Here is a 26,991-nt window from a genome sequence, read left to right on the forward strand (position 1 = left end):
GAGGTGAAGGTCCTCCGGGCAAGCGGGGCGCAGCACGCCCGAGCGAACCGCAAGGGGCCGACCGCGAGGGAGGTTCTGGAGGATGCAGGAAGCGAGACTGCGAGTCGACACACGCCAGCCGCAGCAACAACGGTGATTACGCCGGTTGAGGCGGGTATCCACATACCGCCTGCGGGCCCGGCGATTCTTCGCCAGCCGCCGCTCGGAGGCGAGGAGCGGCTTTCCTAGAACGTATGAGGGTGTTGTCGAACCTCGGCGCGGTGAGCACTGGAGTCGGGAGGCCGGCACCTCCCAGCGCGACATGACGCGGGAGTTCCGTTCGGCCCGACGGCCTGCGACGCGCCTCTGAGGGCCGCCCCCCCGGCCTGCGGATGGCGGTCGCTGACCAACGCCCAGGCGCGCCGCGCCTCAGCGCAGTTCCTGGGCGAACTGCTCACGATAGCGCCCCTGGAGCGCCTTCAGCGCCTCCGCCATCCCCACGGCGCGGTACTGCTCCGCCAGGAGTTGCCACGCTTGCCTGTGCAAGGGCTCCAGCGCCACGACACGTTCCAGGTGGGTCCGCGCCTCCTCGCGGGGACCCGACGCGGAGGCCAGCCATCCCAGGATGAAGTGCGCCTGCACCGCCTCCTCGTGCGCGGCCACCGCCTGCCGACACGCCGCTTTCGCGGGCCCCGGCCTGCCAGCGCGCATGTGGCCTTCGCAGTCCAACACGTGCAGCACCGCCGCGCGCGGGAACTCCCGCCTCAGCCAGGTGAGTCGTGCCTGCGCCTTCGTCGCCAGCCCCTTGTCGAGGGAATCCTCGACGTCCTTCGCCGCGCGGATGAACTCTCCCTCCCGCTCCACCGCGACACCGCTCACGGAGACATCCACCGGCAGCGCCTTCCAGCGTCGAGCCTGCCGAGCCCAGGTCCGCAGAGGCTCGGCCCGAGAGTCATTGCCCGCCTTCTGGGTGGCCTGCTCCGCCCACGTGACCGAGGAGGTCTGCTTGAAGAGGTCCGCGAGGTCTCCCCAGACTTCCGGCGGTGTTCCAGGGTTCGCTTCCATCCGTTGCCGCGCCCGCACGAGCTGGCCTTGCGCCTCCAGGTGATGCCCCTGTTGGAGGTCCAGGAGCGCAAGCTGGAGCAAGGGGGCGGGCTCGGAGGGGAATTTCCCGGCGGCGGCCTCGCACTTCTCCCGGGTCGCCGGAAGCTTGGGGGCGACACGCGCGTCCAGGTAACAGGCCATCCTTTGGACGAGGGAGTCCTCCGGGTAGCGTCGCGCGAGGGGCTCCATCTGCTGGGCGGCGATCTCCACGCGTCCCGCTTTCTCGAGCGCGAGGATTTCGTCGAGCCGGCGCCGGTCCTCCGGAGGCAGGGTGGCCTGGGGCTGGTGGACGACCAGCGTCGCCTTGCTCTCGCGGACCTTCGCGAGCCATTCGACGACAGCCTCCTTCTCCGGTCCCTCCCAGTCCGGTGAGGACGTCGAGGCCAGCAGTGCACCCAGCTCGGTCGCCCAGGCCCGCGCGCCAGCGTCATCGCGACGGCCCGCCGAGGCATGGCGAAGGCTGGTCTTGAGCAACGCCAGGGTCTGCGGTGTGAAGGCCGCCTGCGCCGGTGCGTAGTTCGGGAACATCATCCAGTGCGAGTTGCGCACGTGGAATGCCCCCAGCGTGTGCGCCCACTCGTGGAGGAAGACGGACGTCTCCTTGTGCATCTTCCGCTCCTGGTAGAGCGTCTGCCGCTCGTCCTGGGGCAGGTGGATCAGCGCCTCCATGATGGCGCGGACCTCCTCCGGGTTTCCCATCTCGCGCAGCACGCAGTGGCGCCCGAACAGCCGGGCCATGCCCAACTCATGCTGCGCGGAGGAGAAGAGCTTGAGCGCGGAGACGAAGCCGACCACCAGGTCCACGTCCTCGCCCGGGTCCGTCAGCTCCAGCGCGGTCAGTGAACCCTCCAACTCGCCCTCGACACCTCGATGCGCCCACTCGCGCGTCGACTCAAGCTCGAAGACAACGCCCAGCGGCCCCTGCATCACCAAGCTCGCGCGCTGCAACTGGGACACGACACTGCTTCGCCAGCGCAGCACCTGCTCCCGATAGTCCGAGTCCGCGTAGACCCGGACCCGGATCTTCCGGACCGGACCCGTCGAGGGCTGCGACGAGGACTCCAACTTCGCTGGCGCGAGGGTTCGCGCCTGTTCCCGTGCGTAGTCCACGGGTCGCTTCACACACGACACCCCGAGGACACAGCCCCACACCGCCAGCAGGACGCCCCGCGCCGCCAATCCCATGACACGACCTGTGCTCATGGATTCATCCCATACGCGAAATGCGTCAGGAGCGCACCTGACTCCCAGCGCGAGCGCACGCCGCGTGAGAGGGCGCGCCTGACGGCGCGGCGGCGATGGAGGCAGGCACTCCGCTTGACGTACGCATGACGCAGCGACTGGATTCAAGGACAGGGGGCCACTTGCGTCACATTCCAGAGCTGTCCGGAGACGTCCCGGGTTGGGGCGAGGATGGGGGTGATGTTGGCCTTGCCGTCGTAGAGGATGTCCAAAGACAGGCTCGCGTCCTGCGCCAGGTTCGTCAGGCGCAGGGTGCCGTCGAGCTCCGGCGTCACCCGCCACAGTTGCTCCGGAGCGGCGGCCGTGTCGACGAGCAACGGCTGGTTGCTGGCGGTGTTGGCCAGGGACAGTCCTTTGCCGCGCCACTGCGTCACCAGCCGATGGGCGCCGTTGGCCTCGGGGAGCAGCTTCCATCGCTGCCCCGGCACCATGGCCGTCTTGGCGAGGATGGGGGTGTTGTTCTTCCCATCGTTGATGATGTCCAGGGACAGGCCATCGCCCCGCCACTGGGTGGTCAGCCGGTAGTAGCACCGGCTGTCGAAGCTCACCGCCTCGGGCACCTGCGGCACGGGCTGTGGCAGCGGCGCCGGCGTCTGGGGGGGCTGCCAGACCATGGCGGGATTGCGGCCATGCTGACGCAACCACGCTGCGTGGTAGTGGAACTCGGCGGTCGGGGGAAAGCCGGCGTACTGGGGTGACATCCACAGCGTCACCGCCTCAACGTCCGCGCGTGCCTCGCTCACTCCTCTTCGTGCGCCTGACGCTCTCGACGTCACTGTCTTCCGGTAAGGGCGACGGCCAGCATCAACGCGAGGATGAGCGCCGCGTTCGCCTTGGGTTGCCAGTACTCGATGAAAAGCACCGCGATGACCAGCCACGCGATGCTCGCCGTCATGGAGATGATGATTGCCGGAGACGCGCGCAGGAGGTCCGGCGCACGCCGCGCCAGGAAGAGACCGAGCGCACCCAGCACCACCTGGCCCAGCGCGAAGCTTGAGTGCAGCCCGTAATACAGCGTCGTCTCCGCGCTCGGTGTGCGGATTCCGCGCAGATGTTGAGACATGACGTCGGCGAAGAAGTGCATCGTGCCGGCGAAGGTCAACCAACCGAATGCGGCGTAGACAAGGTGCCTGTGCATGAGGCTCACCCGAAAGCGACGCGCGTGAGCTGTTCCGACTCGCGCCACAAACGTTGGGCGGTTGCCTGCTCATTGGCACGGGGCGGCACCTTCGCGGGCGCCGGGAAGCCCCGTGTCTCGTTCAGCTTGTCCGGCCCGTAGTAGCCGCCTCCCTTCGCGTCGGGAGAAGTCGCGGCGTAGAGCGTCGGCAGCGCGCCCTGTGACGCGGGCTGGAACAGAAACCAGAAGAGCGAGCGGACGATGCCAACGCCACTCCAGCGGCCGGGGGCGTTGTGCAGCAGGTCGGTGCGCGAGATGCCCGGGTGTGCGGCGACGCTGGTGATTCCCCACTGATTCGCTTCGGCGCGGCGCTGCAACTCAAATGCGAACAGCAGGCACGCGAGCTTCGACTGGCCATAGGCCTTCATCGGCGCATAGCCGCGCTGCGACTGCAGGTCGTCGAAGTCCATCGTTCCGTCTCGCGCGGCGACACTCGACAAGGTGATGACGCGCGCATTCGTGCCTTTGCGCAGCAGCGGGAGCAGGTGTGCCGTCAGCGCGAAGTGGCCGAGGTAGTTGGTGCCGAACTGAAGTTCGAATCCATCGGCCGTCTGCTCATGCTTCGGCGGTGTCATCACCGCGGCGTTGTTGATGAGCAGGTCGAGCTTGTCCGTCTGGCTCCGCAGCCGCGCGGCGAAGTCAGCCACCGAAGTGAGGCTCGCGAGATCGACCTGCTCGAACCTCACGCTCGCGGTCGGTACCTCGGCGAGCACCTTCGCGACGGCGTCGGCGCCTTTGCGCGGGTTCCGCCCGGCGATGATGACCTCGCTACCGGCTCGCGCCAGTGCGAGCGCGTCTTCGAGCCCGAGCCCCCCAGTACCAGTGATGACGGCGAGACGGCCGTGCTGCGAGGGAATGTCGGAGGGCTTCCAGTTCATGTCTGTAAAGTAGGGCACCCCGCGCGGGCGAAAAAGAGCGTGCATCCAGACACACTGTCTGGAAAATTGTGACAATGAGCATCGACCTCGACTCGCTGAAGGTCTTCGTCCGCGTCGCCGAGCTGCGGAGCTTCACCGATGCGGCACGTCAGCTGGGCATTCCCAAAGCGCGTGCGTCGGCGCGAGTCCTGAGACTGGAAGCCGAACTGGGAACACAGCTTCTCCAGCGCTCGACCCGCGTCGTCCGGCTCACGCCCGAGGGCGAGCTGCTCCTCAAGCGCGCCCCCGGGTTTCTCGCGGAGGCTGACGAAATCGAGACGCTCTTTCACGCCGGTCGCGTGCTGCGCGGGCGGGTGCGCATGGAGCTGCCGGTCGTCGTCGCGCTCAGGTTCGTCATCCCCCGGCTGCCGGAGCTGCTGGCCCGGCACCCGCAGCTCCAGGTGGACATCTGCGCGAGCGACCGAATCGTCGCGGCGCTGCGTGAAGGCTTCGACCTTGTGTTGCGCATCGGCGCGGTCGCCGAACCGGGCCTCGTCGGCCGACGCATTGGCGAATCAACGATGATGAACTGCGCGAGCCCGTCGTACCTGCGCCAGTACGGAACGCCGCGCACGCTGGACGAGCTGCGCTCCCACCTGGTCGTCCATTACGCTGCGGATCCCGTCCCAAACTTCGAGTACCTCGAGGGAGATGTCTATCGGGAGCTGCCGATGCGCAGCGTGGTCACGGTCGACAATTTCGAAGCGTATGAAGAGGCCTGCATCGCGGGCCTGGGCATCGCGCAGGTTCCCCGTCATGGCCTCGAGCGACATGACAACACGCTCGTCGAGATCCTTCCGGAGTTCGTCGCGCGGCCCGCGCCTATCGTGCTCCTGCACACGCACGGGCGCTCGGTGCCGCGCCGCGTGCGGGTGGTGATGAATTGGTTGATGGGCGTGCTCGCGCCCATCGTTGGTGAACTCGTACCGCGGTGAGCCGTGGGCGCGTGCATCTCCAGCCACGGCGGGAGTGCGCACTCGAACCGGCGCCCCGGTCAGGTGGACGCGGACGCGGCGGCGGCCTTCGCCTCCGCGTCCCGCCTCGCGAGGATGGAGGCGCTGGCGGGAACCACCACCAGGCTGCCCATCCAGCAGAAGAAGCCGAAGGTGGGGTAGGACAGCTCGAGTCGGCGGCTCCGGCTCCCGCCTCCGGTTGTGGGGACGGGGATCGCGTACCAGGAGAAGGTGGACAGCCCGACGATCACCGCCGCGATTCCCACCCAGAAGGCCCGCCGGTACCGGCCCATCGCCAGGCGTCAACCGAGGAGCTGCGGTGGGGGCAGGGGACGTGCTGGGGGGCGCGGACGTCATGTTCCCGCCGACACTGCCTCGGAGTCCGCGCGAACGCCGGAGCCGCCCCGCTCCGTCGGTCGTCCGCGTGTCCAACCTCCACCTGGAGGACCGTGCCTCGCCGGAGGACTCGCGCAGGACAGGGGAGGGCGGAGGCGGGCCACGCTCCGCGATTCAGGCGACTTCGGTGGTGGGACTGGCCACCTCGCGGTGCTGCCGGAGCATCCGCTGGACGAGCTCCTCCAGCGGCTCCGGTCGGTCCGCCTCGTGGAAGCGCGCGCTCATGGCGGTGACGGCCTGCTTGTAGGATGGATCTCCCAACACCTTGTCGAGCAGCGCGAGCAGTCCGGGGGCTCCGAGCTCCCGAGGCGGGGCCATGACACCGATGCCGTGCTTGTCCACGATGCGGGCCACGAAGGGCTGGTCCTGGGTCAGGGGGAGCGCCACCATGGGCACGCCCTCCCAGATGCATTCCTTCACCGTGTTGAAGCCGGCGTGCGTCACCATCACCGCGGCGCGCCGCAGCAGCGGCAACTGAGGGAAGGACTGCACCGCGATGAGGTTGGGCGCGCGCCCGTCGAGCGTGGCCGGATCCGCGGACGTGCCCGTCCCCATGACGAACTGCCAGTCCGGCCGTTGCTTCGCCACGTCCACCATGGCCCTCAGCAGGGGCGGGACCCACTTGGACACATAGCCGCGGGTCCCCATGGAGAACACGATGAGGGGGCGGTCCTCCCTCAGCCGTTCCCAGGCAAAGGGCTGCGCCTCGCGATGCTCCTGGTTGATGCAGGGGCCCACGTGGTGGATGCGGGCCGCCGCGGCAGTCCCCGCGATGTTGGCGAATGCCTCCGGGAAGAGCATCAGCTCGTTCACGCCCCCCACGCCGTGGAAGGGGTTGTTCCCCGGCGTGCCCAGGTTCTTCTGCCGCAGGAGCGTCTCGAAGGCGAACTCGAAGCGCGCGTGCAGCCCCAACCCGACCAGCGTGCCGTGGATCGCCTTCGCCAGCACCCGCATCACCGGCTTCGGTCTCCGCACAGGCTGTCCGAACAGGTGTTCCCGGAAGTGGAGGGGAACCGTCGTGTGCAGCCGCAGGAAGGGAATCCCGGAGGCATGGACCGCCGGGCCCGCGTACTTGAACCGCTCGTCAAAGAGGATGAGGTCCGGGCGGATGCGCTCGATGGTGCGGTCCAACTCGCCATCCAGCAGTGCCTGGAACATCGCGTTCTGACTTCGGACGCTGTCCCGCAGCGGGGACAGCAGGCCCAGGAGGCTCCGGCTGCGCCCCATGCGGGTCGACGCCTGGACCAGGTAGTCCCGCGCAAGGCTGGACTCGAAGATGGGAACGAACTCGAAGCCCGCTGCACGCACGGCCTGCTCCGCCGCGAGCATGCAGCAGAAGACGACCTGGTGCCCCAGCCGCTGGAGCTCGTCGGCCAACCGCAGACAGGGGTTGAGATGCCCTGTGTGGGGCAGGGGGAAGATCATCAGCTTGGCCATGAGCAACTCACGAGAGGCCGCACGCGGCCACGGGGCAGGGAACCGGGGGAAGCGGGAGCAACGCGGTGGGGGCGCTCCAGTCCACGCGCGAAGCGCGAGGGGTGTCGCTCTCGGGGGACGATCAGGGCGACAAGCATCGTCCCCCTCCACATTCCACCGGGACGTCCTCACACTCGCTCGGGCGCGCCGAGACGTCGGAGGTGCCCAACCTATCATGGCGTCCGGCCCGCGGTGCGTTCGACTCTTCATGGATTGGGCCGTGTTGCTGTGACTCCAAGTTTCAAGGATTCTTGGGGCAGATGTCTTCCCCCATCTCATTTTCTCCCCAGGCGAAGGTGTTCACGAACCTGGAGGCGTTCTCCCCCGCCGCAGAGCGCGTCCTTCCATGAGCCTGTTCCAGCAGCGCTACGACGTGGTGATTGTCGGCAGTGGGCCGGGGGGCAGCACGCTGGCCTACAGCCTGGCGCGGCACGGCTGTCGTATCCTGTTGCTGGAGGAAGGCGACTTCCTCCAGCCAGATCCCGCGCGAGCGGAGGTGACCGCCATCTCCATGGGCGAGCTGCAGCGCAAGGGTCTGCGCAAGTACGTGGGCGGTTCCTCCAAGCTCTACGGCGCGGCCCTCTACCGCATGCGCGAGATCGACTTCCGGGCCACCGCCACGGAGACGGGGGAGTCCTCCGCGTGGCCCATCTCCTACGCAGACCTGGAGCCGTACTACGCGCAGGCCGAGCGCCTCTACGGGGTGCGTGGCTCCCCGGAAGGAGATCCCTCGGAGCCTCCCCGTTCCGGGCCCTTTCCCCACGGCCCCATCCCACACGAGCCCTACATCGCGGAGGTCGTCGAGCGCATCCGCGCCCAGGGGCTGCCCGTCGCGTATATCCCCAAGGCGGTGGACCATGGGCCCGGCGGCCGGTGCGTGTTGTGCGCCACGTGCGATGGCTACTACTGCCAGCGCGATGCGAAGCTGGACGCGGAGGTCGCGGTGCTGCGGCCCGCCCTGTTGACGGGCCGCGTCCAGTTGCTCACCCGGGCCCGGTGCCTCAAGGTGCTCACCACCCCGGATGGCCGCAGCGCCACCGGCATCCTCCTGGAGCATGAGGGTGCGCGGCACGAGGTCCACGCTGGCGTCGTCGCGGTGTGCGCGGGCGTGACGCAGACGCCGCTCATTCTCTGGCGCTCGCGCAATGGGGCGCATCCCCAGGGGATCGGCAACGCCACGGGCTGTCTGGGGCGCTACCTCGCGGGGCATACCGCGGGGATGCTGTTCCCCATCCGGAACCTGCGGAAGGTGCCACCGCTGCACCAGAAGACCTTCGCCATCAACGCCTACTACGAACCGTCGGCGGACTGGCCATACCCGCTGGGCGTCATCCAGGCCGCGGGTCAGTTCCCGCTCTGGGAGAGCGTGCCGGGCTTCATGCGTCCGTTCGTGAAGTTCATCGCGCAGCGGAGTCTGATGTGCTTCCTGATGACGGAGGCCGTTCCCAGCAAGGACTCCGGGCTGCGGTTCGACGGAGACCGTATCGTCGGGATGCGCAGGCCCCTGCGGAACATGCGGACATACCGGAAGCTTCGGGAGCACGCGGTGCGTATCTTCAAGGACGCGGGCTACGGGTGGGTCTACTCGCCCCGGACGCCCGTCGCGCTCTGGCACCCGGTGGGCACGGCGCGCTTCGGCACGGACCCCGCGACTTCGGTGTTGGACCCCGACTGCCGCGTCCACGGCATGGACAACCTCTACGTGGCTGACTCCTGCTTCCTGCCCTCGGCGGGCGCGGTCAACACCTCCCTGAGCGTCATCGCCATGGCGTTGCGCGTGGCCGCCACCATCGCCCGGACGCCCACGGTCAGCAGCGTTCCCGCCGCCTGATACACGCCTCGGCTGTGCGTGGCGCGCTGGCGCAGGGGCCGCCACGGTCGCTCCATGGGTTGAAGCCGCGGGCTGTAGGGTGGGGGCGGTACAGCGTCAGATGCGGGTAGCGCCGCAGCGCCCAATCCACCGGGCGGCCGCGGTGCCAGGGCGTGTTGTCGATGACGGGGACCCTGGCTGTGGCGCGCACGCGGATGCCTGTCTTCAGTCGTCGGGCGGGGCGGCCTCGGGTAACTCTGGAACTGCGCGTGTTGATTCGGCGCAGGGCCGAAGCCAGCGCACTCGTGGCGGAGCTTCTTGCGCTTGCATCTGGCACAGCCACCCCACGCGCACTCCGGCGACGCCGCGAGACGTTGGGCGACCGGCACCCCACGCGCCGCGCGGGCCACCGCATCCTCCTCGCAGTCGCCCCTCTCCCGGAGGAACGCCCATGCGCGCCGTGCTCCTGCTCTCCCTCATCCTGCCGCTGTCCCTCGCCCAGGCCCAGGAACTCCAACTGCAGCCCTACGCCTTCCAGGCCCGCGACGGTCGCGTCGTTCAGGCCGAGCTGGGCACCGTCACCGTGCCCCTGCGCCACGCCCGCCCCGAGGGCCCGGGTCTGCCCCTGCGCTTCGTGCGCTTCAAGAGCACGAGCCCCTCGCCCGCGGCCCCCATCGTCTACCTGGCCGGTGGCCCGGGCGGCTCCGGTATCGAGGCCGCACGCGGCGTCCGCTTCGAGCTGTTCCTCGCCCTGCGCGAGGTGGCTGACGTCATCGCGCTGGACCAACGCGGCACCGGCCAGTCGGACCCCCATCCAAAGCTGGAGCAGCGCTGGGCCATCCCGCTCGAGCAGCGCATGGACGAGGCGCTGCTCACCACGACGGTGAAGAAGGCCGCCGCCGAGGCGACCCGGACCTGGGCCACGGCCGGCGTGGATCTGGGCGCCTACACCACGGAGGAGAACGCCGACGACCTGGAGGTGCTGCGCAAGGCGCTGGGCGCGCCGAAGCTCAACCTCTGGGGCATCAGCTACGGCACCCACCTGGGCCTCGCCTACCTGCGGCGCCACGGACAGCGGCTGGACCACGTCATCCTCGCCGGCATCGAGGGGCCGGACGACACCTGGAAGCGGCCTGCCCACGCGGAGGCCCTGCTCGAGCGCTGGGAGGCCGTTCTGCGCGCCGAGGGCGAGCGCGGGCCGGGCCTGAAAGCGCGGCTGGCGAAGCTGTTGAAGTCGCTGAAGCGCGAGCCCCGCACCGTTGCGTTCACAGACCCGGCGACGGGTGAGCGCCACACCTGGCGGGTCGGCCCCTTCGACCTTCAGTGCGCCACCTTCGAGTCCCTTCGAGACCCCGCCACCTTCCGGCGCTTCCTCACCCTGCTGCCGGCGCTGGAGGCCGGGGACTATGCGCCGATGGCGCCCTTCGCGCGCCAGCTGCGCGAAGGGTGGCTGGAGCCCATGTCGGTCGCCATGGACGCGGCCTCCGGCGTGAGCCCGGCGCGACACGCCCTCATCGAGAGGGAAGCGGCGAAGGCACTGCTCGGTGGCAGCGCCAATCCGGGAGCACTGCGGGCAGCGGATGTGCCCGGCGTGAGCGACCTGGGCGAGTCCTTCCGCGGTCCGCTGAAGGCCGAGGTGCCCGTGCTCCTCATCAGCGGCACCCTGGATGGGCGCACGAGCCCGGACAACGCGGAGGCCCTGCGCCCCGGGCTCTCCCGGACCGCCCACCTGGTGCTGGTGGGCGCGGGACACGACGGCCTCTTCCAGTCGGACCCGCGCATCCTCGAGCGCATGAAGGTCTTCCTGAAGGGCGAAGCGCTCCGCGATGAGCGGCTGGAGATCAAGGCGAAGCCCTGACGTCGCGCACTCGCCCGGCGCTCGTGCGGAGGACGGGCTGCGGCCTCGCGGTGGTCGAGGAGGCAGCCCGGCTTCCATCCGTGGCCGGGCCGGTGCAACGCTCCTGCACCGGCCGCGCCTTGATGCCATTCGCGGCGTCTGTACCGGGCACCGGTCGCGACGGCGCCTACGCCTCCAGCCGCTTGCGCAGCACTCCCAGCCGGCTGCGGCCCACCGGCAGCCGGGTGCCGTCCCGCAGTTCCACCGCGGTGCGCGAGCCCTCCGAGGCGACGAGCTCGCGGATGTCCGTCACGCGGACGAGATAGGAGCGGTGGACGCGGAGGAAATCGGCGGGGAGCAGTTGCTCAAGCCGCTCCAGGCTCTTCTCGCTCAGCTCGGTGCCGCCGTCGCGCAGGACCAGCTCCGCGTAGTCTCCAGCGCCCTGGATGTACGCGACGGAGTCCAGTGGCACGAGGACCACGCCTCCGCCCTTTCTCACCGCGAGGGTCCGCAAGGGAGTGGCCGCGCGGCTTCCCACGCGGGCGAGCGCGAGGGCGAGCCGCTCCGGCGTGTATGGCTTTGGCACGAAGTCCAGCACCCCCAGCTCGAAGGCGCGCAGCGCCTGGTCGGTGTTCGCGGAGACCACCACCGTCTGGAATGCGCCCGCGGCCGCCTCCGCGAGCAGCGCGAAGCCGTCCTCGCCCGAGAGGTTCAGGTCCAGCAGCAGCACGTCCACGTCGCGCTCGGCCAGCAGCGCGCGCGCCTCGTCCAGACTCGCGCACACGCGCTGGGGCGGGGTGCCCGGCCCCAGCTGCTGCTCGCACAGCCGGGCGAGGCGGCGCGCCGCCAGCGGCTCGTCCTCCACGATGAGCAGCCTCACGACGGCACCTCCACCCGCGTCATCCACCCCTCCTCCGTGGGCCCGTCCTCGAGCCGCCACGCACCGGGGAAGGCCTCCTCCAGGCGCGCGCGCAGGTAGCGCGAGCCGGTGCCCTCACCGCCCCCCTGGCGCGTGCCCGTGCCCGGGGGGGCGAGGAAGACGTAGCGACGCCGCGGCCGGGCGCCCTCGGCAACGAGGCTGCTCTGGAGCCGGAAGGTGTGGGGCGAGATGTAGCGGTTGTGGCTGAAGGCGTTCTCCAGCAGCGTGTGCAGCAGGGCAGGGGGGACGGGGGCCTCGAGGTCCACGCCATCGGTCGCGAGGTGGAAGGCCGTGCCCTGCCGGCAGCCCATGACCTCCAGATGGGCGCGGCACAGCTCCAACTCGCGAGCGAGCGGAATGGTGCGCTCACCGGAGACGGCGAGCAGGTGCCGGTACGCCGCGCCCAGGGCCTCGATGAAGCGCACGGCCTGCGCGGGCTCCGTCTCCACCCACTCACTCAGCGCGCCCAGTGTGTTCATCAGGAAGTGCGGCTGCAGGCTGCGCTTGAGCAGCTCCAGTTGCAGTCGCTCCGCGGCGCGCGTCGCGCTCTCCAGCCGCTCCTGCTGACGGCGCTGCTGCCGGGCATGTACCGCCGTGAGGCAGAGCAATAGCCCTCCGAAGGCGAGGAAGAAGCCTCGCTCGGAGAAGCCCCAGGGTTCCAACAGGTAGAGCGTCCCGGCGAAACCGAGCCCCGCCAGCGCGCCCAGGGCCCCCCACGGTTCCCCTCTACGCCACGCGCGCACGGCGAGCGCCGTGGAGACGACGAGCGAGGCCCCGAGCGCGATGCTGTTCTTGCCATCGAAGCCCGGAACGAAGACGAGCGAGAGCAGCCCCAGTCCGAGCCCCATCCACCGCAGCCAGCGGCGTGGCTCGCCGAAGGCCGCGTGCACGGTCGCTGGCAGCAGCGCCGCCACCGCCAGCACGGCCGCCGCCTGCAGTCGCAGCCGCACTGCGTGCTGTGGGTAGGGATAGTTGGCGAGCCCGCGCCACGCCTCCAGCAGGACGAGCGCCGCGGCGGCGAGGCACAGCACGCCGAGCAGCAGCGTGGCGAGCCCGCCGTGAGCGAGCCGCACGCGCGCGAGGTGGTAGAGCCCCATCAGCACCAGTGCGCCCAGCATACAAAGGGCTGGCACCAGGCCGAGCATCCGCGCCCGGGCGAGGGACGCGGCCTCGCCCACCTGCAGTTGGTGGAGGGTGCCCACGGGCTGGAAGCCGAGCCGGTGCGCGGAGATGCGCATCGTCAGCACGTGAGGGCCCGGCGCGCTGGACTCGGGCGGAAGCGGGAGCAGGGCATCGACGCGTCCTGGTACCTCCTCCGAGGGCGTCCGCCCCACCCGTCCGTTGCGCCCCAGGGGCTTGCCGTCCCACCAGGCCTCCCATGACCCGAGCACCGACAGGGCGAGGGCAGGCGTCGGGGCTCCGGCTTCACGCGGGGGCACCTCCACCTGCGTGCGCAGCCAGAAGGGGCCGGTCCCCTCATTCAACTGACTGCTCTCCACCGTGCGCCAGCCCCGCGCGTCCCCAGCAAGCGCTACTTCCGCGGGGAAATCCTCCGTGTGCACCTGCACCTGTCCCTGTCGTGCGGAGGGCAGGGCGGCCGAGGCGGCGAGCGAGAGCGCGAGGCATCCCGCGAAGAGGGCGGACGACGTCATGGGCCGCAGCATACGTAGCGCGGCGCCGCCCCACGCGCACTCCGGCGACGCCGCGAGACGTTGGGCGACGCGCACCCCCACGCGCCGCGCCGGCCACCGCATCCTCTTCTCCGTACCCCCTTCGGAGGAACGCCCATGCGTGCCGTGCTCCTGCTCTCCCTCCTTCTTCCGCTGTCTCTCGCCCAGGCCCAGGGTCTCCAGGTGCCGCCACCGCCGTTCGCCCAGGTCATCGAGCGCGAAGTGCCGGCCCTCATGAAAGAAGCCCGTATCCAAGGCGCGGCCGTGGGGCTGATTGTCGGAGGCAGGCTGGTCTACGCCAAGGGCTTCGGCTTCGCGGACCACGCGGGCAAGGTGCCAGTGACGCCCGACACGGTGTTCGCCGCTGCCTCGCTGGCCAAGCCCATCGCCAGTTGGGTGGCGATGCGTCTGGCCGGGCAGGGGCGCGTGCGGTTGGATGCGCCGGTGGCCGATGTGCTGTCGCCGTGGCCGCTGGCGCAGAGCCCGTTCGACCATCGCCAGATCACGATCCGCCGCCTGCTGTCGCACACCGCGGGCACGACCTTGGGCGGGTATCAGGGCTGGCTCGACTTCAAGGAGCTGCCGAGCCTGGAGGAGTCGCTGGCCGGCAAGACGAATGGACGCGGCGCGGTGGAGCTGTTCGCGCCGGCCGGTGTGAAATTCCAATACTCCGGCGGCGGCTACACCCTGATGCAGTTGGCCATCGAGCGGACCACGCAGCGCAAGTATTCGGACCTGGCGCGCGAGCTGGTGTTCCGGCCGCTGGGCATGAAACACAGCAGCGTCGCCATGACGCCGGAGGTGCTGGCCGGCGCGGCGCAGGGACACGGCGACGATGGCAGGCCGGTGCCGGTGCGTTACTACGTCGAGCAGGCTCCTTCGACCCTCACCACCACTGTCCGTGACTTCGCCCGCTGGATGATTGCCGGCATGGCGAACACCGCCGGCGCGCATCCACTGACCCAGGCGCAACTGGCCCAGATGTACACACCCGCGGAACTGAGCACGCCGCGCGCGCCCGATGAGGCGGTCTACGGCCTGGGCCACTTCATCGAACGACTCAGCGACGGCAGCACCGCCGTCGGTCACGACGGACGCAACCAGGCCGGCTTCCGCGCCAGGTTCTTGATGCGTCCGCAATCCGGTGACGGCATCGTCTTCTTCAGCAACTCCCGCAGCGGGTTGGCTTTGGACCGCGTCGTCTGCCTGTGGGGCGCCGACGTGGCTGACAGCCGCTACCCTGACATTTGTTAGAGGCTGTAGACTACCGGGTACGAACTGTCTCACTCACGTTGGCAGAGAGGGTAGGCTCAAGCCTCAAGATCTTGATGCACTTGAACGCTCAGTGAGGAAAGCCGAGGGTGAGGTTGCCGGTGTGGAGGTGCAGTTCCAATGAAGATCCTGGAGTTCCATGAGCTCCAGCGGAAGACCGTCTGCGACTGCTCGTAGACGGCACTGTCGCCGAACGCGTCGCGCTCGGAGTCGGGGTTGGCGCCAACGAGGTGTGGCTCCTGTCTCGGTCAAGGCATAGACCGCAGTCCTCTGGTGAAAAGGAGCAGCCCGTTGGAGAGACGAGTTGCGAGAGACGAGACGATGGGAGTCGAAAGACGTCCAGATTTTCCGGGTCGACACCGAACGCTGGACGTCCCTTCGCCGAGCGTCAAGGCGTTACGAGAGAAATGCACTTCGGACGCTCTAGAACTTTGGGATGCGGCTGAGGCCCTTTCTTTCTGGCGTGCTCAGGAATATCGGCGGTTTCAGACAAGATGGGATGAACTTCATTCCGCCCCGGCTCTCTTGCCTTCTGCATTGCCGCTCCCAGGCGAGCCCTCGATGAGCGACCTTGACCTCGTTCGAGCCATGGTGGTGACGCAGCAGAAGACCTTGCAGGACCTGTCTTTGGCGCCGATAGATGTCTGGAACAAGCGAATGGGTCCGGAACGCCTTGAACGTCTTGCGTATAGCTGGGGCCGGCGCTGGGCGTATCTCTCCCCTATGTCTATTGGGCTCCAGGAAATGTTTCGCTCGCTGTCGAGGCGCGCACTGACTGCTCTGGCGCATTTGGACGAGCAATTTCAAGAAGGACTCATCACCGAAGAAGAGGCTCTGAGTCATCTTATAGACAACGTCGCCTCGCGTGGCTGGTACGGAGGTGACATCCCTCCGGCATGGTTGTCACGACACAGCCCTCAACTCGACACCTCTGCGCCAGGACACGCTCTGGTCGGGCCTGCGGGGGCCGGGAAACGAACCTTTCTTGGCCGCCTTCCTTTCCTTTTCCCAGAGCGTGAAGTCAACATTGACAACTTCCATGGGGGAGGATTTTCAGACCCGAAGTATGAGGCTCGTCCCGAAACGTCGTACGCCTCGCTGTCTCCGGGCCTGGTGTGTGGCTGGTCGTGGGCCCACAAGCTTGAACCCGCCCTGGTCCGATATGCCATCGAGATGGCGAACGACTCCGAGGCCAGATTTCACCTTGTGATCGCGGCGACGCCTGATGAATGGGAGCAGATCAAGGCAGTTGCTCCTCAGGCTTCCACGCTCAGGGTGCTCATGTTTGAACCACCGGCCGATGATGAACTGATCCCGCTTTGGCTCTGTCAACGCCCGATGCTGGAGGATCGGCTCGGGCGACTTCTCGATCTCAGCTGGTTGATGAGCCGGCTCGCTCGGTTGCGACGCTACGGTTCACCCGCGTCGATTCTGCGAGGACTATTGCCGACGCGGAATGCCGTGGGTTCGCTCGTCCTTCCCGAAGCAGACCTCTTCGGTGAACATGAGGCTTCAACCCCGCGTCCGCTTTCCAAAATCGGATGGGACCGCCTGACCCGAAAAGACGGTGAATGGTTGCAGCAGCTTTTGCCTGCTCCAGACCACTTCTCGCGGGCGATGCGTCTGGACGCCGCCTTGAGTGGTGTTCATCACCCCGAGGGGGAGCGCAACGGGCCGTACCACGTCCAAATCCCATGACCGGGTGAGGTCTGTGGGTTGGTCATGGAACTTCACTCGGGTCTTCGGCACGGTGAATCGCCAGCGAATCCGGAGTTGGTGTCGGTTGGCCCATTTCTGCCATGCCAGCGTTTCGCAGCGGAGCTTGTCGAGCGTGGGGATGCGCCGCCTCCCCAACCCCTGACGGGAGCGCAGGGAAATCTCTACCTCCGCACGCGCTCCGCGTCGGGGCCCCGCATGAATGACGCAACATGAGGCGTGGGGACGTCGGACGCAAGTGATAGGAGAGGGGTCGGACCACCCCCAGACACGGCCCCACACAAACCCGATGAAAATCCTCCTCCTGACTCCGCTCCTGCTGAGCGTTGCTTGCATTCAATCCGCCCCGGCCAAGGAGGCTGAGACGGCAAGTCGGACCGATCGCGTCCTGACGCATGAACAGATTGGACATCCCTACCAGCAGAACTCACCGCTGCCTTACAGGACAGTGGCTCTCACGTTCGACGATGGTCCGGATGTCGACCATGCCGACGGCGGGAACACCAGCGTGATGATCGCGGAATACCTTCAGCAGCAGGGTATTCGCGCGACGTTCTTCGTCAATGGCTGCCGGATTGACGGGATTAGCGACGGCAAGTGCTTCGACCGTCCCGACTTCCCCGGACAAGTCGTCGCGCTGGGACACCGCGTCGCCAATCACACCTATTTCCATGAGGACCTGCCGAGCCACGATCCGAACGATGGCGGTGCACCGGGGGCCCAGGCCGCCACGATTCACAATACCCAGGTCCTTCTTGATCCCCACATCAGCGACGGCATGTATTTCTTCCGGGCGCCCGGCGACAAGTGGGGGCAGGATCCTCACAACGGCGAAAATGCTTGCGACGGGTCGGCGGCGGTCGCGAACTACCTCCGGAACGATCCACTGCTGTCCAAGATGGCCGGCCCGTTCTGTTTTGACTGGGATGCCCACGACTGGGCTTGCGCGGAGCTGGGCGGGACGCCCGCGGCGTGTGCCGACAGCTACATCTATGAAGGTGAGCGGCCGTATGTCGCCAACCCGGATGCAGGCACCGTGGCGGGCCCCCGGGAGCGGGGCATCTTGCAGTTGCACGACGCAAGCCCGGTAGCGGGCCTCGCCGGAACGACCTGGTCCTACGACCTCGTGGTGTCCCTGGTCACCAAGCTGAAGGCCAAGTCGGGCACCCCGTATGTCTTCGTCCCGCTCGACGCGATTCCGGGCGTCCGGGGAACGCTCAGCTTCCCGTCACCGACCAACTGGACGACGACCTACCTGTCCGACGCGGACCTGTGGAACACCGACATCGGCTATCACGGCACCGTCCGACTGGGAGACATCAACGGGGATGGCCGGGCCGATGTCTGCGGTCGAGGCAGCGCGGGCCTCCGCTGCGCCCTGTCGAACGCCGACGGCTCCATGGGGGCGGAGGCGCTGTGGCTCTCCATCGTGTCGGACACCCTGGGCTACAAGCCGAGAGAGTACAGCACGACCTTCCAGCTCGCGGACATCGACAACGATGGCAAGGCGGATGCCTGCATTCGCGCAGTCGACGGCTACCTCTGCTTCAAGGCGCTCACAGGGGGCTTCCAGACCTCGGCCTGGCCCTCGACGTCGTTCTCGAATGCGAATGGCTGGAACGCCGCGGAGGCGCGCCATGGCTCGATTCGCGTCGGGGACGTCGATGGGAACGGATATGGGGACATCTGTGGCAGGGACGCGAACGGCAAGATCGTCTGCAGCCTCTTCAACGGGACGACCTTCGCGGCGGCGGGGGAGTGGAGTTCGGCATTCACCGCATCGTCCTGGTCGCAGCCGGAGTACGCCACCACCTTCCAGCTCGCGAAGGTGAACAACGACAACCTCGCCGACCTCTGCGTCCGGGGTCCTGACGGAATCTTGTGCGCGTTGTCGACGGGCAGCGGCTTCGGCACGCCGTCCCTCTGGACTCAGATGGCCTTCGATGACGCGTCGGGGTGGGCCACGAGCCCGTCGCGCTACAAGTCCATCAAGCTGGGCGATGTGGATGGGGACGGCAACGCGGACGTGTGCGGCCGGCACTCGACGGGGATCGTCTGCGCCTTCTCCACGGGCACTTCCTTCAGGAACTACCGCTACGTCCTCAACACGAACTTCGGAGATGCCTCCAACTGGTCGGGCGAGGAGTACGGCGCGACGCTCGCGCTGGGCGACGTCAATGGAGACAGCTACGCGGACGTGTGCGCGCGTGCCGCGGCGGGGCTGACCTGCATGCCCGCCACCACCCGTCTCGCCGAGTTCGACCCGGTGCTGAAGGTGGGGTACTGCTCGACAGTGGGTACGGCTTGTGACTCCGGGAGCTTCTATGAGGGGCGCGGAGTGGTGCACCCGGAAGCCAACCAGCCCAACACCCTGCAAGGCACCTGCGCGGATGGCGCCTCCGGCGACTACCTCTCCGAGCCCTCCATCGAGCGGGTTCGGGTCACCACGGTCGACAACCCGGTCATCACGCCGCGGGTGGACCGGGAGCTCGCGGTGGGCGAGAGCGTGCGTGTCGAGGTCAGCGCGTATGCCTCGGCGGCGGGAGAGCAACTGGAGATCTTCCGCGCGGCGAATGCCTCGAGCCCTACCTGGGTGAGCCTGGGCACGACGACGCTGTCCAGCGCCGGGTACGCGTGGGTGACGAAGACCTATACGCTCCCGTCGGGCACCACGCAGGCCGTCCGGGCGGTGCTCCGTCCCTCCACCCTGTCGGGAGCATGCCCCGGCGGCAGCACCACGGACGTGGACGACCTCGCCTTCCATGTGAAGTGATTCGCTGAGCCCCCAGAGCGCCCGGAGGCCGAGCATCGTCTCGACTCCGGGCGCTCCCGCACTTCGTGGGGTCGGCAGGCTCAGACGCTGAGCAGCACGCGACGGCGCAGCAAGTCGAAGCTGGCGAAAGCCCCGCTCCCAATGGCCAGGCTGACGGTGCATTCAAAGGCTGGCTCGAACCTGTTTCAGCGCCTCGGTCGTAACGCGGCTGGCGGCAATCCACGACCGTGCCCCGGCTCGACCGTCGCCGGGGCGCGGCCCTGGTTGCTAGGGCGTGTTCACCACGGCGACGTCGCAGGCGGTGAGCTCGCGGCTGTAGATCCGGACATCGTCGAACGAAGCCGGAATGCTGGCGAAGGTGCTCGGGCAGGTCGGCAGCCTGCGGCCGATGCGGAACGAATTGGCGCCCGTGAGGTTCGTCGGCGCAGCGCTGGTCGCGGAGCCGACCAGCACGCCGTCAATGTACACTTTGAGCGAGGTCCCGCCGCGGGTATAGACGACGTGGTGCCAGCTGCCGTTGTTGAGCGGCGATGGAGAGACGTTGACGCCTGCACCGTTGGTGCCTGCCGCGTTCTCGTACATCTCGAGCGACGCTACCGAGGTGCTGCCGTTGAGCCTTGCCGAGAGGAAGTTGCCTGCGCTCCCGGCCACCCGGTTCCCGATGAGATCTCCGCTGCGGGGGGCGTTGAAGGTCGTCTTCAGCCAATAGCTCACGGTGAAGGCGTCCGTCCCGAATTGCCCGGGCGCGAGGCCGAAGTCGACGTGGGCGTTGAGATCGCACTGCTGGGTGGGCGTGAGCGTGATTGCGCCGGAGCCGTCGAAGCTGACCGTCCGCGACGCCGAGCTGCCCAGCGTTCCGTCCGACGTGCCCGCCGAGTCCAGGGCCGTGCCGCCGCTGGCCTCGTCGAAGGTCCACCGGTGGGCCAGGTTGCTGGTCGTGTCGCCGACGAGCGGGCCACCGGTGCAGACCCCCTCCTGACAGGTGTCCGGCTGGGTGCAGGCGTTGCCGTCGCTGCACGCCGTTCCATTGGGGGCCGCCGGATTGGAGCACTGCCCGGTCGACGGATTACAGGTGCCTGCGACATGGCACGCGTCGAGAGGCGCGCAGACCACCCCCGCGCAGAGGTCGGGCTCGCAGGTGTAGCTCCCGGGCGTGTTGACGCAGATTTCACCCGGCTGGCAGTTCGCTGTCCCGTTGGCGCACTCGTCGATGTCGGTGCAGACGCTCGGCTGTCCCGTGCAGGTGTAGCCCGGCTCCACTTCGCAGACGCTGTTGCAGCCGTCTCCAGAGAGTTGATTGCCGTCGTCACAGATTTCGAATCCGCCCAGCACCCCATCACCACAGACGGGCCGTAGCGACGTCTCCACCGCATCCACCAGGTAGAGCGCCACCGCGCCCCTCAGGCGCACGTAGCGATAGGGCAGGTTCCCCGGGTACGTCGCCACCGCGACATGCGTCCCCAGGCCCAGCTCCACCAGGTGCAACGAGCTGGAGCCAATGAAGGTCCCATCCGCCTTCAGGAAGTCCACCTGGGCCACCAGCGCCAACGACAGGCCTTGGTAGTAGACGCGAAGGTCGCCGGTGCCTTCCTCTCCCTGGCCCAGGTCCAGCACCAACGCCGCGTTGAGCAAGCCCACCAGGGTCGCGGCCTGCCCGTCCGGAGCGCCCAGCGCCGCGCTCGGATTGAGCACCGTCGCCGTGGTGCCCGACGCCACCGCGTCCGCATACGGGTCCCACGTCAACGAGGCTTCCGGACGCTCACGCGTCAACGCCCCGTCGTTCTCTTGCGACACCCCAATCTCCGGAGGACGGGCCTTCTCCCCCAGAGACTCCACACCACACGCCCCCAACGACAAGGCCAGCGTCACGCCCAGTCCCCACGACCACAGCACACCAGGACGGCTTCGCATCGAGTGTCTTCCTCCGCGGAGCAGGATGGAGCCCGGAATGGACCGTCCCCCCATGGAATGAACGACACCATTCCTTACTCCCACTGCTCGGCACGCAACACTCTGATGGCAAACGTCCTCCGGCTACCAGGGGACAAGCACTCGAGGACCATGGACACAACGTCTATGCCATACAGCCAATCGTCTCCGCGAATCGACGGGCCGTGATGGGGAAGGGCAGCGCACCGACCCGGTCGAAGCTTGACTCTACTTCCAAGGCTGCGACGTCCTCATGGTCGACAAACCCCGAGATTCCTTCGCCATCAGAAACCAGCAGAAGCCATACCTGTTGGCAGTTGCGACGATACTCTGGAAGCTTCTGGGTCTTCTGTGCAACGACGCCATGGACGATATCAGCCCGTGCATCGAACCATCCTCTCTCAGAAGATGCCCACATCAAGGGGACATGAGGGAATCGGATGATGCGAATTGAATGAACCAAGCGGTTGAGGTCTGCTGAACGCAGTTCGAGCCACGTCCGCTCAATGGATTCGACGTTGCCTGTGTCTGAAGGTGTTTCGTGTCGGCGTTGCCGGGAGCGGGATTCGAACCAGCGACCTCGCGCGCCCGAGGCGCGCTCTGACCAGACTGAGCTACGTCCCGATGTGAGGTGGAGCCTCGAGGGAGGGCCCGGACATGACGGAGGCCGGGTCCCCCCTCGGGAGCCCGGCCTCTGGCCCTGCGTCTTCCCTGGGGTCCAGGGAGACGGGGGCGGGTGCCGGGCGGACTGCCGCGGAAGGAGGCGATCGCCCATTCCAGGCTGCCGGGAGCGGGGACCGGGTCGGGGAGTGGATTCGGGTTCAGCTCGTTGCGCGTCGTCATGGTCACCGCTCCTTTCGGGGATGAGAGGCGCGGCGGAAATCCGGCCCTGACATGTCCGCGTGCAGGGTCATCTGCTTTCATCCACGGGATGCGCCTTCCGGGTCACCCCGATGACAACGCGACGGTCAGCCTCCCGGCCACCACCCCTTCGCCAGGTCCGTCGCCTGGCGAGTCCTCCTACCTGCTCGTCATCGAGGGAGGTTCTTCCTCCACGTTCCGCCTGCCCACGGAGGGCGAGGTCGTCATCGGACGCGCCCAGGACGCGGAGGTACGCATCCAGGACGGCTCGGTGTCCCGGCGGCATGCCCTGCTGTCGGTGAGCTCCGGGGAGGGAGCGATCGCGGACCTGGGCAGCCACAATGGCACGCGGGTCAACGGCCAGTCCCTCGCGGGTGCCACCCCGTTGGTGTCGGGCGATGTCATCTCCGTCGGAGAGGTCATCCTCGTCCTGCACCAGAAGAGGGCCGATACGGCGGCCCCGAGCAGCGTTCTCTCACTGCCTGGATTCCGACAGCGGCTCGCGGAGGACGTAGCGCGGGCGCTTCGCTACCAACGCCCCTCCGGTGTGCTCTTCCTGGATGGCGCGGACACGGTGTTGGATCCTCCGGTCATCGCGGCGGCGCTGGAGGCACACCTGCGCCCTCTCGATGCCTGCGCTTGTTGGAGCGCGTCCCAATGCGTCCTCAGCCTCAACGACCTCGAGCCGGATGAAATGGAGGAGGTCTCCCGGCGCCTCCTCGACCACCTCCTGCCGCTCGCCCCTCGGGCCCGCGCGGGATTGGCCCGGTGCCCGGCGGATGGTTCGGATGCGGATGCGCTCCTGTCGCTTGCTCGACGCGCCGCGAGCGCGGCCCTGCCGGGAGCCCTGGCCACGGAGGCCCAGGTCGTTGAACACAAACGCCTGGGTGAACACGTGGCCCTCATCGCCGACCCGGCGATGCTCCGGCTCCATGCGTTGCTGGAACAGCTCGCGCCGAGCACGCTGCCTGTCCTCATCCATGGGGAGACGGGAACCGGCAAGGAGCTGGCCGCGGCGGCACTGCACCAGGGGTCGCCCCGGCGTGGGCAGCGGCTGCTCGCCATCAACTGCGCGGCGCTCCCTGAAGCGCTCGTGGAGAGCGAGCTGTTTGGCCATGAGCGGGGCGCCTTCTCCGGGGCCGTCACGGCCAAGGTGGGGTTGCTGGAGAGCGCCCAGGGCGGCACCGTCTTCCTCGATGAGGTGGCGGAGCTGTCCCTGTCCACGCAGGCCCGGCTGCTGCGCGTCCTGGAGACGCGGCGGCTGACCCGGCTGGGGGAGGTCCACGAACGCCCTGTCGACCTCCGGCTGGTCGCCGCCACCCACCGCGAGCTGTCCGCCGAGGTCCAGGCAGGGCGCTTCCGCCAGGACCTGTACTTCCGGCTGAATGCCGCGGTGGTCCACCTGCCACCGCTGCGCCACCGACGCGTCGAGATCCCCATCCTGGCCCGCGCCTTCCTCCAGGCCGCATGCGAGCAACTCGGCCGTGCACCCCTGCTCCTGTCGGACCGGGTCATGGCGTGCCTCCTCGCGTTCGACTGGCCCGGCAACGTGCGCGAACTCAAGAACGACATGGCGTTCCTCGCGGCGACGGTGCGCGATGCTTCGGTGGAGCCCTGGCACCTGCCGTCCAAGCTGGGGGGACCCCGGACTCCCGTGCCCGTGGACCCGCCCGTGGCTCCCGTCGGTGCGCCTCCGCGATTCCGCCCCATTGAAGAGGAGCTGCGCGAGCTGGAGCGTGCGCGGATGGTCGAAGCGCTCGAAGCCTCCGGTGGCGTGCAGACCCACGCCGCGGAGCTCCTCGCCATGCCCCGGCGGACCTTCTTCACCAAGATGAAGCAGTACGGCCTGTCACCGCGGCCCCCGCGCTGATCCTCAGGGGCGTTGCCGCTCACGTGCCAGCGGGACGAGCAGCGCGTGTGCTTCGTGGGACCTGGGCCCCCGGACCTTCCCGGCGCTCTTCGTCGCCCGCGCCAACAGCGACGCATGCCGGGCGCCGCCACGGTGCTCATGCCGGGACATCAGCACCAGCACGCGCGTGAGCTCCAGCGGATGGGCGTCCTCCGTGGGGTTGAGGAGGACGGCCTTCTCGGCCTCCGCCAGGGCTTGCGTCAACAGCGCCTTCGCGCCGGGGCCTGGCCAGGCCAGTGCTCGCAAGCGCAGGACCCGGGCCAGCAGACCGTGGCTCTCCGCATCGCCGGGGTTGAGTGCGAGCGCCGTCTCGAGGTCGGCCCTGGCCGCGTCGAGCGGTGCCCGTGCCTCATGCCCGTCGCGCCAGGCGCGTTCGCCCTCGCTGGCGGAGATGGCGGCGCGGTAACGGTGCAGCAGATGGCTGCCGGGGGCCAGCGCGAGCGCCCTGTCCATCAGGGGCCGCGCCTCCGCGCTGAGCGCTTCGAACGGACGGCCCTGCTGCTGCTCCTGTTCGATGAGCCCGCTGTAGAAGCGCGCCAGGTTCTCATGCGCGAACTGGCTGTCCGGCTCCAGTTCGAGCGCCTTCTTGTACGCGGTGAGGGCCTCCCTGAGAGAGGGGCCCGCGGCCTCGCCCCGCTGGAGCCGCGACAGCCCCTGGAGTGCGCGGAGGTTGCCGAGCGTGGCCCAGGTCGTCGAGGAACGGGGGGCGAGCGTCGCCGCCTCCCGCGCGTGCGACCCGGCGGCTTCCAGCAGGGACTCGGTGGGGAGCCCCCGTTGGAGCGCATGCAGGGCCTGGAGCAGATGGGTCTCCGCGAGCTTCCGGTGCGCCCAGGGGTCGCGGTGCTCCAACTCCAGTGTCCTTCGGGCCGCGACGAGGGCCTTCTCGATGAAGGGCAGGGGATCCCCGCCACGGTCCAGCGCATGGCGGGCGAGCGTGACGTGGGCCGCGTATTCGTACTCCGCGAGCTCCGGATGCTCGGGATGGGTGAGTGCGGCGCGCTGGCAGGCCTCCAGCACGCGCTCGTAGGCGGGGAGCGGCGGGCGTCCCTGGTACATGTCCAACACCAGCCGCTGCGTCCACAGCCTCGCCTGGGCCAGCAGGAGGGTGGTGTCGCTGCGTGCCATGTCCGACGCGGCGGCGTAGAGCGACTCGGCGCGCTCATAGGCGTCCCGCGCCAGCGCGTGCTCCGTCATCAGTTCATGGTGCAGTCCCTGGGCGAACCAGGTGTCGGCGGCGAGCTTCCGGGCTTCGTACCGCCAGGCCTCGGTTCGCAGGGCCTCCTGGGCCTTGCTCCGTGCCGCCGCGTATTGCTGTGAATAGAGGTCGAGCAGGCCTTCGTCGTAGGGCTTCGGCTCCGGGCTCGTCGACATTCCCTGGCGCAGGTGGAAGCGCGCGGGCGCGAGAAAGTCCGCGTCCAGTCGCCGCAGGGTTGTTTCTCGCTCCTGCTTGTCGCCGGGCTGTTCCGCCTGCCTCCGGGCCTGTTCATATCGCGCACCCAAGGCCTGGCCGAGCGCGAGGTGGACGTCCGACTCTTCCACTCCGCCCTCCAGTGCGGCGCGCAGGTGGTGCACGGCGCTCGCGTATTCACGCAGCGCCAGATGCGCCCGCCCCAGGGCATGGTGGGCGAGGGCCGCCTCCAGCCCGGTGAGGTGTGTGAGCTCCGCGGAGATGCGGCCCATCCGCTCGCGCACCACGCCCTCCTCCGTTCGCACGTCGTGGAGCGGCAGCGAGTACACGGCACGCAGGAACAGCTCGCTCGTCTCCACCTCCTGCGCGAGCCGCCGCGCCAGCGCCGCGCGCCGCTGCGCCATCGCCCGCTCCCGCGCCATCAGTCCGCCCAGCGCGCCCGCACCCAACAGGACGAGCAGCAGCGAGGTGGCCAGGGTCCGGTGGTCGCGGATCCACCGCCAGGCGCGGCGACGCCAGGAGGCCCTGCGCGCCCGGAGCGGCTCTCCCTTCAGGTAGCGCCGCAGATCCTCCGATACCGCGCGTGCCGAGGCGTAGCGGCCGTTCACGTCCTTGCACAGGCATTGGAGCGTCAGGGTCTCCAGGGGCCTGGGAAGCGACGGACACCTGCGGCGTGGCGCGACGGGCTCCTCATGCAGCACGCGCAGGAGGATCTGCTCGACGTTGTCGCCGGAGAACGGCGGTGCTCCCGTCAGCAGGTGGTAGAGCAGGGCGCCCAGTCCATAGACATCCGCCCTGGGATCCAACGGCCCTCCGCGTCCCCGGGCCTGCTCCGGGGGCATGTACGCGGGCGTTCCGAGCACGCCGCCCGTGGCGCTCGGGCCCTCGGGATCGCCCGGGCCTCGGGCCAGCCCGAAGTCCGTCATGGTGGCGTGCCAGCGGCCCTCCTCGCGTCGCTCCACCATGACGTTGGAAGGCTTGACGTCCCGGTGGACGACACCCAGCCGGTGCGCCGCATGGAGCGCCTCCGCGACCTGCCGGACGATGTGGAGCTTGTCGGGGAGGGACAGGTGCGGCAGCGCGACGTGGAGCGGCTGTCCGGGCAGGTATTCCATCACGACATAGGACTGCCCCGCGCGCACTCCCGCGTCATAGACAGCGCAGACGTTGGGATGTTGGACCCGCGCCTGCGCGCGCGCCTCCCGCAACACCCGGCTCACGGTCCGCTCGTCGCGGACGTGGAGGAGCTTGAGCGCCACGGTGCGTCCCAGCCGCAGGTCCCGCGCTTCGTACACGCTCCCCATGCCTCCCCGGCCCAGGAGCCGGAGCGGCGCGTACCTCCCGTCCACGAGCGAGGCGAAGGACGGCTGCGAAGCACCGATGAGGGGAACGGGTCCCAGGGGACCTGTCCTGGCGGGTGGTGCGCCCCGGGTGTCCTCGACGGCGGCGAGTTCCGCGAGCAGCGCGCGGACGACGGCTTCGTCCAGGTGTCCCGCGCGGATGAGCCCGTCGATGCGCGGTCCGTAGCGATGTCCGGGGGGCGCCTCTGGCGTGTCCCGGGGCAGGGCCTGCCGCACGTCTTCCGAGAGCAGCCCGCGCCGGACCGCGAGTTCGAGCAACGGGGCGTCTGGCGAATCCATCTT

17 protein-coding genes and 1 pseudogene are annotated in these 26,991 nt (G+C 68.7%); 8 read left to right on the forward strand and 10 right to left on the reverse strand.

Going from position 1 to position 26,991, the window contains the following annotated elements; genetic code table 11:
- Positions 1–408: 408 nt before the first annotated feature.
- The 4 genes from D7X32_RS00460 to D7X32_RS00475 form a co-directional block, all read right to left on the reverse strand.
- Positions 409–2,286, reverse strand: a complete 1,878-nt coding sequence (locus tag D7X32_RS00460) for a tetratricopeptide repeat protein (RefSeq protein ID WP_147449956.1) — start codon at positions 2,284–2,286, stop codon at positions 409–411.
- Between the two features lie 143 nt (positions 2,287–2,429).
- Positions 2,430–3,068, reverse strand: a complete 639-nt coding sequence (locus tag D7X32_RS00465; protein WP_120600496.1) for an RICIN domain-containing protein — start codon at positions 3,066–3,068, stop codon at positions 2,430–2,432.
- Between the two features lie 29 nt (positions 3,069–3,097).
- Positions 3,098–3,463, reverse strand: coding sequence for a hypothetical protein (locus D7X32_RS00470; protein WP_120600535.1), 366 nt, complete (start codon positions 3,461–3,463; stop codon positions 3,098–3,100).
- A gap of 5 nt (positions 3,464–3,468) precedes the next feature.
- Complete coding sequence (locus tag D7X32_RS00475) at positions 3,469–4,380, reverse strand: SDR family oxidoreductase (RefSeq protein WP_120600497.1); 912 nt, start codon at positions 4,378–4,380, stop codon at positions 3,469–3,471.
- A gap of 74 nt (positions 4,381–4,454) precedes the next feature.
- Between D7X32_RS00475 and D7X32_RS00480 the strand changes: the two genes are divergently transcribed.
- Positions 4,455–5,354: a LysR family transcriptional regulator gene (locus D7X32_RS00480; protein ID WP_120600498.1), complete on the forward strand. Its 900-nt coding sequence runs from the start codon at positions 4,455–4,457 to the stop codon at positions 5,352–5,354.
- Positions 5,355–5,413: 59 nt separating this feature from the next.
- Here D7X32_RS00480 and D7X32_RS00485 read toward each other — a convergent pair whose 3' ends face one another.
- Both D7X32_RS00485 and D7X32_RS00490 read right to left on the reverse strand, forming a co-directional pair.
- Complete coding sequence (locus D7X32_RS00485) at positions 5,414–5,665, reverse strand: inosine/xanthosine triphosphatase (protein WP_120600499.1); 252 nt, start codon at positions 5,663–5,665, stop codon at positions 5,414–5,416.
- Positions 5,666–5,882: 217 nt separating this feature from the next.
- Positions 5,883–7,205, reverse strand: coding sequence for a glycosyltransferase (locus D7X32_RS00490; RefSeq protein ID WP_158625549.1), 1,323 nt, complete (start codon positions 7,203–7,205; stop codon positions 5,883–5,885).
- Between the two features lie 385 nt (positions 7,206–7,590).
- On the opposite strand from D7X32_RS00490, the gene D7X32_RS00495 reads away from it, so the two are divergent.
- Both D7X32_RS00495 and D7X32_RS00500 read left to right on the forward strand, forming a co-directional pair.
- Positions 7,591–9,075: a GMC oxidoreductase gene (locus D7X32_RS00495; protein ID WP_120600501.1), complete on the forward strand. Its 1,485-nt coding sequence runs from the start codon at positions 7,591–7,593 to the stop codon at positions 9,073–9,075.
- A 430-nt stretch (positions 9,076–9,505) separates the two neighbouring features.
- Positions 9,506–10,912, forward strand: coding sequence for an alpha/beta fold hydrolase (locus tag D7X32_RS00500; RefSeq protein WP_158625550.1), 1,407 nt, complete (start codon positions 9,506–9,508; stop codon positions 10,910–10,912).
- Positions 10,913–11,078: 166 nt separating this feature from the next.
- Here the strand turns inward: D7X32_RS00500 and D7X32_RS00505 are convergent, their stop codons facing one another.
- Positions 11,079–11,771 carry a LytR/AlgR family response regulator transcription factor gene (locus D7X32_RS00505; protein ID WP_120600536.1) on the reverse strand — a complete coding sequence of 231 codons (693 nt, stop codon included), beginning with the start codon at positions 11,769–11,771 and terminating at the stop codon, positions 11,079–11,081.
- Positions 11,768–13,462 carry a histidine kinase gene (locus D7X32_RS00510; protein WP_158625551.1) on the reverse strand — a complete coding sequence of 565 codons (1,695 nt, stop codon included), beginning with the start codon at positions 13,460–13,462 and terminating at the stop codon, positions 11,768–11,770. The genes D7X32_RS00505 and D7X32_RS00510 overlap by 4 nt, the downstream gene beginning before the upstream one ends.
- A gap of 135 nt (positions 13,463–13,597) precedes the next feature.
- On the opposite strand from D7X32_RS00510, the gene D7X32_RS00515 reads away from it, so the two are divergent.
- The 4 genes and pseudogenes from D7X32_RS00515 (at position 13,598) to D7X32_RS00520 (ending at position 19,241) form a co-directional block, all read left to right on the forward strand.
- Positions 13,598–14,734 carry a serine hydrolase domain-containing protein gene (locus D7X32_RS00515; protein ID WP_120600504.1) on the forward strand — a complete coding sequence of 379 codons (1,137 nt, stop codon included), beginning with the start codon at positions 13,598–13,600 and terminating at the stop codon, positions 14,732–14,734.
- 579 nt (positions 14,735–15,313) lie between these two features.
- A complete protein-coding gene (locus tag D7X32_RS44805) occupies positions 15,314–16,450 on the forward strand; it encodes a hypothetical protein (protein ID WP_147449957.1) in 1,137 nt (378 codons plus the stop codon).
- A gap of 307 nt (positions 16,451–16,757) precedes the next feature.
- A pseudogene (locus D7X32_RS47780) lies at positions 16,758–17,225 on the forward strand (polysaccharide deacetylase family protein); the annotation flags it as partial.
- 141 nt (positions 17,226–17,366) lie between these two features.
- Positions 17,367–19,241, forward strand: a complete 1,875-nt coding sequence (locus D7X32_RS00520) for an FG-GAP repeat domain-containing protein (RefSeq protein WP_244238785.1) — start codon at positions 17,367–17,369, stop codon at positions 19,239–19,241.
- A 267-nt stretch (positions 19,242–19,508) separates the two neighbouring features.
- Here D7X32_RS00520 and D7X32_RS00525 read toward each other — a convergent pair whose 3' ends face one another.
- Positions 19,509–21,152 carry a LamG-like jellyroll fold domain-containing protein gene (locus D7X32_RS00525; RefSeq protein WP_120600506.1) on the reverse strand — a complete coding sequence of 548 codons (1,644 nt, stop codon included), beginning with the start codon at positions 21,150–21,152 and terminating at the stop codon, positions 19,509–19,511.
- 949 nt (positions 21,153–22,101) lie between these two features.
- On the opposite strand from D7X32_RS00525, the gene D7X32_RS00530 reads away from it, so the two are divergent.
- Complete coding sequence (locus tag D7X32_RS00530) at positions 22,102–23,901, forward strand: sigma 54-interacting transcriptional regulator (RefSeq protein ID WP_120600507.1); 1,800 nt, start codon at positions 22,102–22,104, stop codon at positions 23,899–23,901.
- 3 nt (positions 23,902–23,904) lie between these two features.
- Here D7X32_RS00530 and D7X32_RS00535 read toward each other — a convergent pair whose 3' ends face one another.
- Positions 23,905–26,967, reverse strand: a complete 3,063-nt coding sequence (locus tag D7X32_RS00535) for a serine/threonine-protein kinase (RefSeq protein ID WP_158625553.1) — start codon at positions 26,965–26,967, stop codon at positions 23,905–23,907.
- Positions 26,968–26,991: the final 24 nt, after the last annotated feature.

It is taken from the genome of Corallococcus carmarthensis, from assembly GCF_003611695.1.
Classification (GTDB): Bacteria; Myxococcota; Myxococcia; order Myxococcales; family Myxococcaceae; genus Corallococcus; species Corallococcus carmarthensis.